Origin of the sequence: Bacillus sp. RC251 (genome assembly GCF_044908765.1) — a bacterium.
GTDB lineage: Bacteria > Bacillota > Bacilli > Bacillales > Bacillaceae_G > Bacillus_A > Bacillus_A wiedmannii.
Genome location: NZ_JBIYDP010000026.1, coordinates 1 through 14,851, shown reverse-complemented (window position 1 = coordinate 14,851; position 14,851 = coordinate 1). Strand labels below are relative to the sequence as shown.

Below are 14,851 nucleotides of genomic sequence, written 5' to 3'. Positions count from 1 at the left end.
AGTTAGTTTGTCTAGCATCTAAAAATAAAAATTGACGTTTCACGTTGTTTGTTTCGTTTAGTTTTCAAAGTTCAACATCGCGTTTCAGCGACTTTTATAATTTAACATTTTGCGTTAAATCTGTCAACAACTTTTTTCTTTCGTTCCTGACGACGCTTATTAATTTACCATATTAATCATTTGTTCGTCAACACTTTTTAAAAAAATGCCAAAATAATTTTATCTTGGCATGATATAAAGCTTAATAACCACTAAAGCAGCAACACCAGGTAGGCCTAATATACTTGTGATTGTTGCGGTTCCCAAGTTAATTGGAATATGAAAATCAAAATATGTTCCTACAACATTTACGATAAAGAGTAATGCTATCCCTAAAGTAACATGAAAGAGCGCTTTTCCTATAAAACGTAACGGCTTAGAAGAAACACCAAAAACAAGAAAGATAAAAACTAAAGTAAGAATACCGACAATAACAACTGTAGAATTCATTTTTTCCTCCTTATGAAAGTTATCTATACATATTTATTTGTATGGGACAAGGCGATAAAAAAGAACATTTACCCTACAACTCCAGTTGTTTTATCTTGTTAATCTTCATTCGGCAACACTTTCTTCATAAAAACCATTAATCTTTCTTTCCAAACGAAGTAACCACTAAATATTTAATAAATAAAATAAAAGGTTCTGCTTTTTCAGCAGAACCTTTTACCATTGTTCCATTTTTACAGGACGACGTTTTGCTTCTTTTAACAAGAAGAAATATTTCGCCTCTGCTATTTTCAAAGAACAAAGTACATCTTGAGATGGTTCCACACTTTGTTCAACCATTCTCTTCTGACGTAACCATTCATTCTTCACTTTTTCTAATAGTACAATTAGCTTATCATCATACTCTTTACGCAATTTACCCTTTTTTTGAAAGAACATTTTTGTTTCTCCTCTTATACTTCTCTACGACCTTCTAACGCTTTCGACAGTGTCACTTCATCTGCATATTCTAAATCTCCACCAACTGGCAGACCATGTGCAATACGAGTTACTTTAATACCTGTCGGCTTTAAGAGGCGGGATATATACATCGCTGTAGCTTCCCCTTCAATATTAGGGTTTGTTGCTAGTATCACTTCTTGTACCGTTTCATCATGCAGTCGCTTTAAAAGTTGCGGGATATTAATGTCTTCCGGTCCAATTCCCTCCATTGGAGAAATCGCACCACGTAACACATGATATACACCTTGATACTCTTTCATCTTTTCCATTGCGATTACATCTTTCGGTTCCTGCACAACACAAACAATCGACTGATCTCGATGCGAATCATTACAAATATAACAAGGATCGCGGTCAGTAATATGTCCGCATACAGAACAATACGCTAAATCTCGCTTCGCATTCACAAGTGCTTTTGCAAAACCTAACACATCATCTTCTTTCATATCTAATACGAAAAATGCCAATCGAACCGCTGTTTTCGGTCCGATTCCTGGCAACTTCATAAAACTATCAATTAATTTCGATATCGGTTCTGGATAATGCATATATCAGTATCCTCCTAGAACATTCCACCTGGTAAGTTTAAGCCTTTTGTAAATTTACCCATTGTAGAGTTTGAAAGTTCATCAGCTTTTTTAAGTGCATCATTCGTTGCAGCTAACACTAAGTCTTGTAACATTTCGATATCTTCTGGATCTACTACTTCTTCTTTAACTTTCACTTCAAGAATTTGCTTATGACCATTTGCAATAACTGTGACCATACCGCCGCCAGCTGTACCTTCAACTGTTTTTTCGCCAAGTTCTTCTTGCGCTTTTGCCATATCTTTTTGCATCTTTTGCATTTGCTTCATCATATTATTCATATTTCCCATTCCGCCACGCATCATAATTAATTCCTCCTAATTATTATTACTCTTTTATTTCAATAAGTTCTTGTCCTACTAATTTTACTGCCTCTTCTATAAGAGGATCTTCTTTTTTCTCTGGGCTTTCTTCAGAATTCTCGCCTTCACGCTGTAAAAAATCTTCACGGATTTTACCCCATTCACTTTTTGGAATGGCAATCATATTTAATCTTTTACTTAACAGTTCAAATAAGGCTTGTTCCACTGTATCCATAGCTTCTCGGTTTTCGCTTGCCATTTTACAGTGAATCTCATATTGAAACGCTAAAACGTAAGTATCATCCGAAGCCGCTACCGGTTCGCTATTTTCTAATAAAACAGCAAACGCTACTTTGTTGAATGATTTGAGTCTTCCTAACAACTCACCCCACACAGCTTTTAATTGTTCTAAATCCTGACGCTTTGCTTGCTTTAACACTTCATTTACGCGTCCAACAGGAATTTTCATACTACCTGTACGCACTGGCTTTGGTGTTGCACGTGTCTCTCTGACTTCTTGCTGCACACCAGCCGGCACACCATTCTTTTTGACTTGTTCTAACTCTTTCTCCAATTGCTGCATCCTGTTCATAATTGCTTGTAAACGATCTGCACCGTTCGCTTGCATCATAAACTGTTGACACAGTTGTACCATAACAACTTCTAAGAAAATTCGCGGATGATTTGTCCACTTCATTTCCTGTTGTCCCTTACTAAGCGTATGAATGATTTCATAGATTACTTCCGGTTGCATTTCTTCACTTAACATCCGGAATTGCTCATCTACCATTACTCGTTCCAACATATGTTCCAGTTGTGATGAGGTTTGATATAAAAGCATATCGCGATAATAGTAAATGAAATCCTCCATAAAACGAACTGGATCTTTCCCTTTACCCATCATCTCATCTATGATACGTAATGCTCTTGATACATCATTTTCACGTATACATTCTACTAAGTTACCTAAGTATTGCTGGGAAACAGAACCTGTCACAGCTAATACATCTTCTGTCGTAACTGTCTCATCACTATAAGATATTGCCTGATCAATAAGACTAAGCGCATCACGCATACCACCTTCAGCCGCACGTGCAACAATTTGTAACGCCTCATCTTCTACTTGCGTACCTTCATTCGTCACAACCGTCGATAATCTCTCAACAATATCATTTACTGATATTTTTCGAAATTCAAAACGCTGGCAACGTGAAATGATTGTAGGCGGAATCTTATGCGGTTCTGTTGTCGCCAAAATAAAGATGACGTGTCCTGGCGGCTCTTCTAACGTTTTTAAAAGCGCATTGAAGGCACCCATAGAAAGCATGTGGACTTCATCAATAATGTATACTTTATATTCTACAGCACTTGGAGCATATTTTACTTTATCTCTAATATCTCGAATTTCATCTACACCGTTATTTGAAGCCGCATCAATTTCTAATACATCTGAAATAGATCCTTGTGTAATCCCCAAACAAGAAGGACATTCATTACAAGGTTCAGCTACCGGAGCATGTTCACAGTTGATTGCTTTTGCAAATACTTTTGCAATTGTCGTTTTTCCTGTTCCCCTCGGCCCAGAAAATAAATAAGCATGTGAAACTTTCTCTTGAAGAAGGGCATTTTGCAACGTTTTTGTCACGTGCTTTTGACCAACTACATCTTCAAATTTTTGCGGTCTCCATGTTCGGTATAACGCTTGGTATGACACGAAAATACGGCCTCCCTCAAAGGTTATTATCTTATTTATTATAACCCATTCTGTTTATAGATTCCAAAAGTTATTTTCTATACAAAAAACCCACCTTAGTATTAAGGTGAGTTTTGTATACATATATAACTGCCGTGCACCTTCTGTCGATTACGTACCATAAGCGTTACTCAAGCAGTTAGCTCGGTTCAGGCACTCCTGCGGCACACGAGAAGACCCGCTTATTGCTGCTTCCTTCCGGACCTGACAAGGTTCACGGGGTCCCGTTGCGCAGGACCCAAACGTCAACACCACTTACTTAAGGCAGACCTTACAGCAGCATAACCTCGAGAAGGGATTCGGCCTCGCTAGAGCGGATTGCGAGTATAGGGCACCGCTACCTCCCCGCTTAGCACGGCAAAGTTAAAACCAATATTCGGTTGCCTTCATTAAAAGGCATTATCAGTATAACTTGTTTTTTTACAAAATGCAAATACGTTAATTCTCGTTACTTTTCTCTAATTTTTTTATCGCTTTTCTTTTTTTACGAAGCTCTCTAAAAAAGTTTGTTAACAAAGTACCGCATTCTTCTTCTAATACACCAGCAACTACCTCGCATTGATGATTAAAGCGTTCATCCGTTAAAAGATTCATCAAAGTCCCTGCACATCCACCTTTCGGATCACTTGCACCATATACAACTCGCTTCACTCGTGATAAAACAATTCCACCCGCACACATCGGACAAGGCTCTAATGTTACATATAACGTCGCATCTTCTAAACGCCATGTCCTTAATTTTTTGCACGCCTCATCAATAGCTAATAACTCAGCGTGGGCTATTGATCTTTGTTCAGTTTCTCTTAAATTATGAGCAACACTAATTACTTCACCATCTAACACTATAACTGCACCAATCGGTACTTCTTGTATTGCCTCTGCTTTTTTAGCCTCTTCTATTGCTAACTGCATAAAATAAATATCTTGATCGTGTTCCATACCATAGTCCTTTCACTTCAAATGAAATACACTTTTTTCCATTTACTACACATGGGATAACTTTTACAAATTCAATCCACCCTAATAAAAAAGAGAGGGGATTACATATGAAGAATACTGCCTTACTCATTATCGATATGATTAATGATTTTCAATTTTCACACGGGCCCACCCTAGCCAAAAAATGCGAAATTATAACAAACCCTATTTTACAATTAAAGAAAACAATGAAATCCTTTGGCTACCCCATAATTTATGTTAATGACCATTATCAACTTTGGAGATCTGATATTGACCAACTAATTACTCATTGTACAAATGAGTATAGTGAAAATATCATTCATAAGATTGCTCCAAATACTGATGATTACATTTTTATTAAACCACATTACTCTGCTTTTTATGAAACACCTTTAAATTCTTTATTAGGCTATTTAAAAATAGAAAATCTAATATTGACAGGAGTCGCCGGGAATATATGTATCCTCTTTACAGCTAACGATGCTCATATGAGAAATTATACACTGTATGTACCACAGGACTGTATTGCCTCTAATCATGATCAGGATAATCTGCATGCTTTAAAAATAATGGAAGCCACATTAAAAGCAAATATAGTACCGTCATCTCAAATAAAAATTAATTAATACATATATTTATTTTCTAACTTTTTATATCAAATTAACCCGCTCGCTTCCCTCCTGTGCTACAATAATTCTGTTTTGTGTTTTTAGTAGTCACGGTAAATCACTGATTGAAAGGAGGAAACAGCGTGACCGGAGTACCATTTATCACGGTTGAAGGACCAATTGGTGTTGGAAAAACCTCACTTGCGAAGGCAATTTCAACTCACATGCAACTCCACTTACTAAAAGAAATTGTTGATGAGAATCCTTTTTTAGGAAAATTCTATGAAGACATCGACGAATGGAGTTTTCAAACAGAGATGTTCTTTCTTTGTAATAGATACAAACAATTAGAAGATATTAACATAAAGTATTTGAATCAAAGGAAACCAGTAGTAGCGGATTATCATATATTTAAAAATTTAATTTTCGCATCCCGTACATTAAAGAATTCTCAATATGACAAGTACATGCAAATCTATCGTATACTTACACAAGATATGCCTGTACCAAACGTTATCGTTTATTTAACAGCTAGCTTGGAAACATTACAAACACGAATTGCGATGCGCGGAAGAGAATTCGAAAAAAACATGGATCCAAATTACTTACTACAGCTCACAAAAGATTACGAAACAGCAATGGATACTTTTAAAAAAGATCATCCAGATATCCCAGTATTAAAATTTAACGGAGACGATATGGATTTTGTAAAAAATCCTGATGATTTAAACGTCATCCTATCCGCCCTTCAAAATACTCTCTTAAAGGAGTCGGAATAACAATGAATTTAAGGCAAAAATATGATATACCAAATGACGCAGTAATCACTATTGCTGGAACAGTAGGTGTCGGAAAATCAACTATGACAACTGCATTAGCTAACGCTTTAGGTTATCGCACATCATTTGAAAAGGTAGATTCGAACCCGTATTTGGACAAGTTCTATGCTGATTTCACACGCTGGAGCTTCCACTTGCAAGTGTACTTTTTAGCAGAACGATTTAAAGAACAAAAAAGAATTTTTGAATACGGTGGCGGTTTTGTTCAAGATCGCTCTATATATGAAGACACTGGAATTTTTGCAAAGATGCATCATGAAAAAGGTACAATGACGGAAACTGATTATGAAACATACAAAGGTTTATTTGACGCTATGGTCATGACTCCTTACTTCCCTCATCCTGATTTATTAATTTACTTAGAAGGTTCTTTCGATGATATTGTTGATCGTATCCAAGAACGCGGACGTCCGATGGAACAACAAACACCAATTGAGTATTGGAAAGAGATGCATGGCCGTTACGAAAACTGGATTAATAACTTTAATGCATGCCCTGTTTTACGATTAAACATTAATGAATACGATATTTTAAAAGATGGTGATTCAATTGAACCAATCATTAAAAAAATTGGCCATTTTTTAAAACAAACACGCAAACTTGTAAAATAAAAAACCCGTGCATACGCACGGGTTTTTCTATTAAATTACTTCTTTTTTGTCGGAGCAATAATTTCACTCTCAGGTTTTCCAGCGTTAATACGCTGACGAACAGTACTTGTACTAATATCGTATGTTTCAGCAATCTCTTTAACAGTCATTTCTTTCCCGTTAATCACTGCTGTTAATACTTTACCTGTACGTTTTGGAGCTGCTTCTTTCTTTACAGCTGCTTTTTCAACTTTTTTTGGCGCCTCTACTTTTGTCGCAGTTTGCTTTACATCACAAGTGCAACCACAAAGTTTACGGAATGTATCATCACTTATAATGCGTGACACATTTGCACCACTGTTTAAAATTCTATTGTTCTTACAGACAGGACATTGTACATAATATAAAGTTTTTCCATCTAAAGGAAACGTTTGTATAATAAGATCCATGTTGACTCCTTTCATATCTATGAAGATAATCATCGGAATATGAGTGTGTAATAAGGACAAAATCGCCTTACACCATACTTTATGATTGGTTTTAAAATAAAAACTCGTTACGTGTTGGTAACGAGTTCTCCAATCTCCACTTATATGCGCTGTTGTCAATTATATCTGGAGGAGGTAGAGGGATTCGAACCCCCGCGCGACTCTCGCCGCCTGTCGGTTTTCAAGACCGATCCCTTCAGCCAGACTTGGGTATACCTCCATATTGACATCAAATATAATATCAAAAGAAAAACAGTTAGTCAACCCTACTAAAATAAATTATGAGGAAAGGAAAATTTTACTTTCCCTCTCCTACATTATAGTACTGACAACGCTCATAATTACCAATCACTCATACCGATGAATGTTTATAAATTTACTTAATAACTGTTTTTCCTCCCATATAAGGGCGAAGAACTTCTGGAATTATAATTGTACCATCTTCTTGTTGGTAGTTCTCTAAAATAGCTGCCACCGTACGTCCAATTGCAAGACCAGATCCATTTAATGTATGAACATGTTCTGGTTTGCCGTTTGGCTCACGACGGAAACGGATATTTGCACGTCTCGCTTGGAAAGCCTCAAAATTACTACAAGAAGAAATCTCACGATATGTGCCATAGCTTGGAATCCATACTTCGATATCGTATTTCTTCGCTGCTGTAAATCCTAAATCGCCTGTGCACATGCTCATAACGCGATATGGCAACTCTAATAATTGTAACACGCGTTCTGCATCATTTGTTAGTTTTTCTAACTCTTCATAAGAATCTTCTGGTTTTACGAATTTTACAAGCTCTACTTTATTGAACTGATGCTGACGAATTAAGCCACGTGTATCACGGCCAGCTGAACCTGCTTCAGAACGGAAACAAGAGCTAAATGCAGCATATCGTATAGGCAGTTGCTCTTTATTTAAGATTTCATCACGGTGCATGTTCGTTACAGGTACTTCAGCTGTTGGAATTAAGAAATAATCTTCACTTTCAATACGGAATGCATCTTCTTCAAATTTCGGAAGTTGTCCTGTTCCTGTCATACTTGCACGGTTTACCATATACGGAGGTAATACTTCTTCGTATCCATGCTCGTCAGTATGAAGATCAAGCATAAAGCTAATTAAAGCACGCTCTAATCTCGCGCCAGCACCTTTATAGAATACGAAGCGGCTTCCTGTTACCTTCCCAGCACGCTCAAAATCTAAAATTCCTAAATCTGTAGCAAGATCCCAATGTGGTTTTGGTTCAAAAGCAAATTCTTTCACTTCTCCCCAATTACGTGCTACTACATTATCATCCTCTGTTTCACCAATTGGAGCAGATTCATGAGGTATATTTGGAATAGATAACATTAATCTTTCTAAATCTTCTTCAACTGTACGAAGTTCATTATCAAGATCTTTTACTTTTTCTCCAACTTCACGCATTTCTAGAATTAGAGCTTCTGCATCTTTCTTTTCACGCTTCAATACAGAGATTTGTTGAGATACTTCGTTACGTTTACTTTTTAATTCCTCTGTTTGAACAAGTAATTCTCTTCTTCTCGTATCCAGCTCTTCAAAACGACCAAAATCAGTTAAATCTTCGCCTCTATGCTGTAACTTTGCTTTTACTTCTTCAAAATTTGTACGTAAAAATTTAATATCAAGCATTATATACTCCTCCTTTTATTTTATAAAACACAAAAAACTCCCGTCCCTATATAAAGGGACGGGAGTTAACCCGCGTTGCCACCCTAGTTGAAAGCATTACCGCTTTCCTCTCAAGTAGAAATAACGGCTCTTCACCGGGAATGTTTACTAATCATAAAGATATTCCACATTCCATTCCAGGATGGATTCACAAACTGTTTCTATCGATTTCCACCAACCATCGACTCTCTATAAGAAACGGCATTTGTTACTACTTCCTATCAACACGCTTATTTTATAAAATTGTTACCATCAATTTACTATAATCTTATACAAGTTGCAAGTTACTTATACAACTTTTTTCATTTTCGCTTCTTTTACCATTTCTACAAAGTATGCTGTCACACGATGATCATCCGTTAATTCTGGATGGAATGAAGCAGCTAAAAACTGATTTTGTTTTACTGCTACCATTCGATCACCATGTGTGGAAAGTACTTCAACATCATCAGCTACATTTACAACATACGGAGCACGAATAAATACACCAATAAATTCTTCTCCTACACCTTTAATTGACAGTGCGGCTTCAAAGCTATCTTTTTGGCGTCCGAACGCATTGCGCTCTACTGTAATATCCATAGCACCAATATGTGCTTCTTCATAGCCAATAAGTGTTTTTGCAAGAAGAATCATACCTGCACACGTACCAAACATTGGTTTACCAGACTTCGCGAATGTACGAAGTGGTTCCATGAAAGCATACTTATCAATAAGACGGCGCATTGTTGTACTTTCACCGCCTGGTAAAATAAGACCATCAATCTCTTCAAGTTGCTCTATACGCTTTACAACAACAGCTTCCGCACCACTTGCTTCAACTGATTTTATATGCTCACGAACTGCACCTTGAAGACCTAGTACACCGATTTTCACCATTTTAAAGTTCTCCTTCAATTACCATCCACGCTCTTGCATACGTTGTTCTGGTAATAACGTTGAAATTTCGATACCTTTCATCGCATTACCTAATCCTTTAGAAAGGCTTGCAATTAGTTCGTAATCCTCATAATGAGTCGTCGCTTCAACGATTGCGCGTGCAAATTTCTCTGGATTCTCTGATTTGAAGATACCAGATCCAACAAATACACCATCTGCACCAAGTTGCATCATTAACGCTGCATCTGCTGGTGTTGCTACACCACCTGCTGCGAAGTTTACAACTGGCAAACGACCAAGGCGTTTAATTTCAAGTAGTACTTCATAAGGAGCACCAGTATTTTTTGCATATGTCATTAACTCATCTTCACGTAGAGTTGCAACTTGACGGATTTCTGCATTGACTTGGCGCATATGACGCACTGCCTCTACAATGTTTCCTGTTCCTGGTTCACCTTTTGTACGAAGCATAGATGCACCTTCTGCAATACGACGTGCAGCTTCTCCGATATCACGGCAACCACATACAAACGGAACTGTGTAATCACGTTTATTTAAATGGTATACTTCATCAGCAGGAGTTAATACTTCACTCTCATCGATATAGTCTACCCCTAATGATTCTAATACACGTGCTTCTACAAGATGACCGATACGGCATTTTGCCATAACCGGAATTGAAACAGCGCCCATAACTTCTTCAACGATTGTTGGGTCTGCCATACGAGAAACGCCACCTGCTGCACGAATATCTGCTGGTACACGCTCTAGTGCCATAACAGCAACTGCGCCTGCCTCTTCTGCAATTTTTGCTTGTTCAGCGTTAATTACGTCCATAATAACGCCGCCTTTTTGCATTTCTGCCATTCCACGTTTTACACGTTCTGTCCCTGTTACATTTGTCATGTTACAAAAACCCCCCTAGGTGAATTGCTTTTCCCCGTTAAAGGCGAAAATTAAGAATACTCTTACATTCTACCACTAACTATCAGATGCTTGTCTACTACTTTTTCATAAAGTCGGTATGAAAAATAGGAATAAGAAAAAGCCCCTACAATGAGGAGCTTTTAAAACCAACCTTTTACTGTATCAACGGCACTATTCCATATACCACTAAAGAAAGAACCAATTCCGCGCATAGAGCGAGTAAACCAATTCGCTTCCTCTACTGCAGACTTTGTTACAAGATCTATTTGTAATGACTTACCGGATAAAAATCCAGGATCATTCGCATCTTTTGGTGTGATTACCATTTGGCCAAGTGCAGCTCCCTTTTTAATAGGTGCTTCTTGTCCCTTATTTGCTTCTTTTAATTCTGTTTTATAAACATCTTTACTTCCTTTTGGCACTGGAAGTGAAACAGCTTGTTTTGTTTGAACTGCTACATCTTTATCTTTAGCATTTTCTACTCGTACTGTTTCTTGTCCTTTTACTGAAGAATCTTTTTTATATAGTTTCTTCATTTCAAAATTAGCAAATCCATAATCATATAGTTTCTTTGTCTCATCAAAGCGTGCATCACGAGACTTCGTTTTAATAACTACAGAAATAAAACGCATACCATCTTTTTCAATTGTACCAGTGAAGCAATCCCCTGCTTCTGGAGTTGAACCTGTTTTCAGGCCATCTACACCCGCATATACCTTAGATAAACCTGGTAACATCCAGTTCCAGTTAATCATGTCAATTCGATCCGTAGTACCTTCACGGAACGTCTTTTTTGAAATTTTAGCTGTATCTAATGTTTTAGGGAAATCTTGGATAAGGCGTTGTGCTAAAATTGCTACATCTCTCGCAGCCATTTTATTTTCTTCATCCGGAGTTGTTCCTTCAGGATGCTGTCCTTTTAAATCTTTGTTTGTTAAGCCAGTAGAATTTACAAACTTGTAAGTTTTTAATCCAAGCTCTTTCGACTTATCGTTCATCATTTTTACAAAGTCTACTTCTTTTCCAGCAACTGCTTCAGCTAAAGCTATCGTTGCACCATTAGCAGAATAAATTGCCATTGCCTCATATAACTCTTTTACTGTATAAGAATCACCGTTTCGTAGCGGCACATTCGATAATGAACGATCTTGCGAAATTTTATACGCATATTCAGAAACCTTAACTTTTTGGTCCCACTTTAGTTTCCCTTTCGCAACAGCCTCGTTCACTAAATACTCACTCATCATTTTTGTCATACTAGCAATTGATAATAATTCATCTGCATTCTTTTGATATAAAATTTTCCCAGAATTCGCTTCAACTAAAATTGCTGCACCTGCTTCAATGTTTAAAGCAGCTCCTGTTTCTGCTGATGCATTGCTATATGGTAACAACATACTACAAGCTAGTGTAAGCATTGTTACTAAAGCAATGAATCTTTTGCAAAACATACCTTTCACTTTTGCTACCCCCAATATCTATGTACTCACATAACCGTTATTCTAACATAATCAAAAAAAAATAGACAGAGATATCAAATCTCCGTCTATTTTTATATAAGACATTACAATGAGTAGTTTGGAGCCTCTTTTGTAATTTGTACGTGATGAGGGTGGCTTTCACGTAAACCAGCACCTGACATACGAATGAATTGTGCATTCTCACGTAAGAATTCTAAATTCTGAGCTCCGCAATATCCCATACCGGCACGTAATCCACCAACTAATTGATGAACTGTATCGGCTAAAGGTCCTTTATATGGTACTCGACCTTCAATACCTTCTGGAACAAGTTTTTTATTTCCTTCTTGGAAGTAACGGTCTTTACTTCCTTTTTCCATCGCTCCGACAGAACCCATACCACGATATACTTTGAATTGACGACCTTGATAAATTTCAGTTTCTCCAGGGCTTTCAGCAACACCAGCAAACATACTACCTAGCATAACAACGTGTGCTCCCGCTGCTAAAGCTTTTACCATGTCACCAGAGTACTTAACACCACCATCAGCAATAACTGGAATACCGTGTTTACGAGCTTCTGTTGCACAATCATAAACTGCTGTTAATTGTGGTACACCCACGCCAGCTACAACGCGTGTCGTACAAATAGAGCCTGGTCCAATACCAACTTTAACTACGTTTGCACCTGCTTCAATTAATGCTTTCGTTGCTTCAGCAGTAGCAACATTTCCAGCGATAATATTTAGTGATGGATATTTCGCACGAACTTCTTTCACTTTATCAATAACACCTTGAGAATGTCCATGAGCTGTATCAAGTACGATTGCATCTACGCTAGCTTTTACTAATGCGTCGATACGAAGCATAGCATCAGCCGTTACACCAACCGCTGCTCCAACTAATAAGCGTCCTTGCTTATCCTTCGCAGAATTTGGGAATTCAATTACTTTTTCAATATCTTTTATTGTAATAAGCCCTTGTAATACACCGTTGTTATCAACGAGAGGGAGTTTTTCAATTTTGTACTTTTGTAGGATCTTTTCAGCTTCTTCCAGCGTTGTACCAACTGGGGCTGTAATTAGCTTTTCTTTTGTCATTACGTCGGAAATTTTGATTGAGTAGTCTTGGATAAAACGCATATCACGGTTTGTAATAATACCAACTAATTTTCGCTCGTCTAAATTATTTACAACCGGTACACCTGAGATACGGTATTTTCCCATAAGGTGCTCTGCATCATACACTTGATGTTCTGGAGTTAAAAAGAAAGGATCTGAAATAACGCCACTTTCAGAACGTTTTACTTTATCAACTTGCTCCGCTTGTTGTTCAATAGACATGTTTTTATGAATAATTCCTAAACCGCCTTGACGAGCCATTGCAATAGCCATATCAGCTTCTGTTACTGTATCCATTCCTGCACTAATTAACGGGATATTTAACTGTAAGCTTTCAGATAAAACTGTTTTAACACTTACTTCTCTTGGTAGTACATCTGACTTTGCTGGTACAAGTAATACGTCATCAAAAGTCAAACCTTCTTTAACAAATTTAGATTCCCACATAATTGTTCCCCCCATGATACCAGAAATTATTATTAGTAGCTTATCAATTGGTTAAAATACTGTCAAGGACGTATATATATGTTAGAATTTTTAGACAATAAAAGGAGCGTAATATATGCATCAAACACATTGTACTTGGCAGCAATTAAGTTTCTTCTTTTCATCTCAAAATGTACAACGTTATCTTGCCCGTTGCTATGAAAAATCCTCCATACAAGATGCTGAAAAAAAAAGTTTCGAAAATTGTTATCCCTTTATTTATTACTTAGAACACGGGAAAAACTATTATGAATTATATAAGGTGGCCCCCTTTTCGATTCAGCCAATGTTATTGTTTTATGGAATGAGTCAACTTTTTAAAGCCTGCTTACTAACTATTGATCCTAACTATCCAGAATCCACTACTGTTTTAGCTCATGGTGTTACGACTCGTAAACGAAAAAAACAGGGGTATCAATTTTTAGAAGATGAGGTGAAGGTGCAAAAAAATGGATTATTTACTCATATTGCAGAACAGCTGTTTCACATGAAACACTTAGAAGCAGAGAAGTTTAACATGCTAGATCTAATGGGAAATATTCCTGAATTACAAAATTTATTTCGCTATAGTCAAAGAGGGGCCACTTTATATAAAATCGATTCAACAAATACAAATGAACTTTCCTTTTCGGCCAACATACTAGATCGACTTCATATGACTACAGAAAGATTTTCACGTTACATTGAATCAACTTGTAAGCATTTATCCATACAACATGTTCCTGGGAAAACGAGCGGATCGAATCTGCTTTTTACAGCTCCTATCCAGTCGTGGAACCCTATATATAGTACGCCTTTATACTACGAATATCTTGCTGATACTTATTACTTACCAATTCCAATTGACCCGAGAAATCCTAAACCAGTATTACCTGAACTTCTTGTTCATTATTTATTGCTCTACAATTTAAGTATGATTTCTAGATACGAAACAGATTGGTGGTATGATTTACTTGGGAGCTATGGCTCTGAAGATTATCCATTTATTTATCAATTTCTTACTATTTCTGCTCAAAAAATCCCTTACTATATTTCGTCTTTTTTACTAACAGAACCGAGCCTATTTCATGGGAAATAAAAAAACACAAGTCAAAAGACTTGTGTTTTTAGTTGCTTGGCGACGTCCTACTCTCACAGGGACAAGGTCCCAACTACCATCGGCGCTAGAGAG

The 14,851-nt window shown here is 37.0% G+C and carries 16 protein-coding genes, 1 tRNA gene, 1 other RNA gene and 1 other annotated feature; of the genes, 4 read left to right on the top strand and 14 right to left on the bottom strand.

Going from position 1 to position 14,851, the window contains the following annotated elements:
* Positions 1-219: 219 nt before the first annotated feature.
* The 7 genes from ABH961_RS29795 to tadA all read right to left on the bottom strand — a co-directional run bounded on the left by ABH961_RS29795 (position 220) and on the right by tadA (position 4,571).
* Complete coding sequence (locus tag ABH961_RS29795; RefSeq protein WP_001089486.1) at positions 220-489, bottom strand: pro-sigmaK processing inhibitor BofA family protein; 270 nt, start codon at positions 487-489, stop codon at positions 220-222.
* A gap of 216 nt (positions 490-705) precedes the next feature.
* Complete coding sequence (locus ABH961_RS29790) at positions 706-927, bottom strand: YaaL family protein (protein WP_000466020.1); 222 nt, start codon at positions 925-927, stop codon at positions 706-708.
* A 14-nt stretch (positions 928-941) separates the two neighbouring features.
* Positions 942-1,538 carry a recombination protein RecR gene (gene recR / locus ABH961_RS29785; RefSeq protein ID WP_000559168.1) on the bottom strand — a complete coding sequence of 199 codons (597 nt, stop codon included), beginning with the start codon at positions 1,536-1,538 and terminating at the stop codon, positions 942-944.
* A 14-nt stretch (positions 1,539-1,552) separates the two neighbouring features.
* A complete protein-coding gene (locus ABH961_RS29780; protein ID WP_170771173.1) occupies positions 1,553-1,879 on the bottom strand; it encodes a YbaB/EbfC family nucleoid-associated protein in 327 nt (108 codons plus the stop codon).
* A 25-nt stretch (positions 1,880-1,904) separates the two neighbouring features.
* Positions 1,905-3,593, bottom strand: coding sequence for a DNA polymerase III subunit gamma/tau (dnaX, locus tag ABH961_RS29775; protein ID WP_098069404.1), 1,689 nt, complete (start codon positions 3,591-3,593; stop codon positions 1,905-1,907).
* A gap of 132 nt (positions 3,594-3,725) precedes the next feature.
* An RNA gene (gene ffs / locus ABH961_RS29770) (signal recognition particle sRNA large type) lies at positions 3,726-3,990 on the bottom strand.
* An 80-nt stretch (positions 3,991-4,070) separates the two neighbouring features.
* On the bottom strand, positions 4,071-4,571 hold the full coding sequence (gene tadA / locus ABH961_RS29765; protein WP_048543018.1) for a tRNA adenosine(34) deaminase TadA: 501 nt from the start codon (positions 4,569-4,571) through the stop codon (positions 4,071-4,073).
* 107 nt (positions 4,572-4,678) lie between these two features.
* Here tadA and ABH961_RS29760 point away from each other — a divergent pair, with 107 nt between their 5' ends.
* The 3 genes from ABH961_RS29760 (at position 4,679) to ABH961_RS29750 (ending at position 6,650) form a co-directional block, all read left to right on the top strand.
* Positions 4,679-5,218: a cysteine hydrolase family protein gene (locus tag ABH961_RS29760; protein WP_000798743.1), complete on the top strand. Its 540-nt coding sequence runs from the start codon at positions 4,679-4,681 to the stop codon at positions 5,216-5,218.
* A gap of 125 nt (positions 5,219-5,343) precedes the next feature.
* Positions 5,344-5,979 (top strand): deoxynucleoside kinase, encoded by a 636-nt coding sequence (locus tag ABH961_RS29755; protein ID WP_000148207.1) that lies wholly within the window; start codon positions 5,344-5,346, stop codon positions 5,977-5,979.
* A 2-nt stretch (positions 5,980-5,981) separates the two neighbouring features.
* The gene (locus ABH961_RS29750) at positions 5,982-6,650 is read left to right on the top strand and encodes a deoxynucleoside kinase (RefSeq protein WP_001053583.1); all 669 of its coding nucleotides are present in this window, start codon (positions 5,982-5,984) and stop codon (positions 6,648-6,650) included.
* A gap of 35 nt (positions 6,651-6,685) precedes the next feature.
* Here the strand turns inward: ABH961_RS29750 and ABH961_RS29745 are convergent, their stop codons facing one another.
* The 7 genes from ABH961_RS29745 to guaB all read right to left on the bottom strand — a co-directional run bounded on the left by ABH961_RS29745 (position 6,686) and on the right by guaB (position 13,641).
* Entirely contained in the window at positions 6,686-7,078 is a 393-nt protein-coding gene (locus ABH961_RS29745) for a sigma factor-like helix-turn-helix DNA-binding protein (protein ID WP_000364198.1), read from the bottom strand.
* 166 nt (positions 7,079-7,244) lie between these two features.
* A tRNA-Ser gene (locus tag ABH961_RS29740) sits at positions 7,245-7,337 on the bottom strand.
* Positions 7,338-7,493: 156 nt separating this feature from the next.
* Positions 7,494-8,768: a serine--tRNA ligase gene (serS, locus tag ABH961_RS29735; protein WP_048543009.1), complete on the bottom strand. Its 1,275-nt coding sequence runs from the start codon at positions 8,766-8,768 to the stop codon at positions 7,494-7,496.
* Between the two features lie 51 nt (positions 8,769-8,819).
* Positions 8,820-9,041: a binding site (T-box leader), on the bottom strand.
* 54 nt (positions 9,042-9,095) lie between these two features.
* On the bottom strand, positions 9,096-9,686 hold the full coding sequence (gene pdxT / locus ABH961_RS29730; protein WP_000238772.1) for a pyridoxal 5'-phosphate synthase glutaminase subunit PdxT: 591 nt from the start codon (positions 9,684-9,686) through the stop codon (positions 9,096-9,098).
* A gap of 18 nt (positions 9,687-9,704) precedes the next feature.
* Positions 9,705-10,592 carry a pyridoxal 5'-phosphate synthase lyase subunit PdxS gene (gene pdxS, locus ABH961_RS29725; RefSeq protein ID WP_048543007.1) on the bottom strand — a complete coding sequence of 296 codons (888 nt, stop codon included), beginning with the start codon at positions 10,590-10,592 and terminating at the stop codon, positions 9,705-9,707.
* A 161-nt stretch (positions 10,593-10,753) separates the two neighbouring features.
* Positions 10,754-12,064, bottom strand: a complete 1,311-nt coding sequence (locus tag ABH961_RS29720) for a D-alanyl-D-alanine carboxypeptidase family protein (protein WP_170957041.1) — start codon at positions 12,062-12,064, stop codon at positions 10,754-10,756.
* Positions 12,065-12,177: 113 nt separating this feature from the next.
* Positions 12,178-13,641 carry an IMP dehydrogenase gene (gene guaB, locus ABH961_RS29715; RefSeq protein ID WP_000264076.1) on the bottom strand — a complete coding sequence of 488 codons (1,464 nt, stop codon included), beginning with the start codon at positions 13,639-13,641 and terminating at the stop codon, positions 12,178-12,180.
* Positions 13,642-13,756: 115 nt separating this feature from the next.
* Here guaB and ABH961_RS29710 point away from each other — a divergent pair, with 115 nt between their 5' ends.
* On the top strand, positions 13,757-14,758 hold the full coding sequence (locus ABH961_RS29710; RefSeq protein ID WP_048543003.1) for a YaaC family protein: 1,002 nt from the start codon (positions 13,757-13,759) through the stop codon (positions 14,756-14,758).
* Positions 14,759-14,851: the final 93 nt, after the last annotated feature.

Coding starts and splice junctions, on each gene's coding strand:
- pdxS (WP_048543007.1), bottom strand. CDS start 10,592: ATGACAAATGTAACAGGGACAGAACGTGTAAAACGTGGAATGGCAGAA.
- recR (WP_000559168.1), bottom strand. CDS start 1,538: ATGCATTATCCAGAACCGATATCGAAATTAATTGATAGTTTTATGAAG.
- ABH961_RS29720 (WP_170957041.1), bottom strand. CDS start 12,064: ATGTTTTGCAAAAGATTCATTGCTTTAGTAACAATGCTTACACTAGCT.
- tadA (WP_048543018.1), bottom strand. CDS start 4,571: ATGGAACACGATCAAGATATTTATTTTATGCAGTTAGCAATAGAAGAG.
- ABH961_RS29745 (WP_000364198.1), bottom strand. CDS start 7,078: ATGGATCTTATTATACAAACGTTTCCTTTAGATGGAAAAACTTTATAT.
- ABH961_RS29760 (WP_000798743.1), top strand. CDS start 4,679: ATGAAGAATACTGCCTTACTCATTATCGATATGATTAATGATTTTCAA.
- ABH961_RS29790 (WP_000466020.1), bottom strand. CDS start 927: ATGTTCTTTCAAAAAAAGGGTAAATTGCGTAAAGAGTATGATGATAAG.
- ABH961_RS29780 (WP_170771173.1), bottom strand. CDS start 1,879: ATGCGTGGCGGAATGGGAAATATGAATAATATGATGAAGCAAATGCAA.
- serS (WP_048543009.1), bottom strand. CDS start 8,768: ATGCTTGATATTAAATTTTTACGTACAAATTTTGAAGAAGTAAAAGCA.
- ABH961_RS29710 (WP_048543003.1), top strand. CDS start 13,757: ATGCATCAAACACATTGTACTTGGCAGCAATTAAGTTTCTTCTTTTCA.
- guaB (WP_000264076.1), bottom strand. CDS start 13,641: ATGTGGGAATCTAAATTTGTTAAAGAAGGTTTGACTTTTGATGACGTA.
- ABH961_RS29795 (WP_001089486.1), bottom strand. CDS start 489: ATGAATTCTACAGTTGTTATTGTCGGTATTCTTACTTTAGTTTTTATC.
- pdxT (WP_000238772.1), bottom strand. CDS start 9,686: ATGGTGAAAATCGGTGTACTAGGTCTTCAAGGTGCAGTTCGTGAGCAT.
- ABH961_RS29750 (WP_001053583.1), top strand. CDS start 5,982: ATGAATTTAAGGCAAAAATATGATATACCAAATGACGCAGTAATCACT.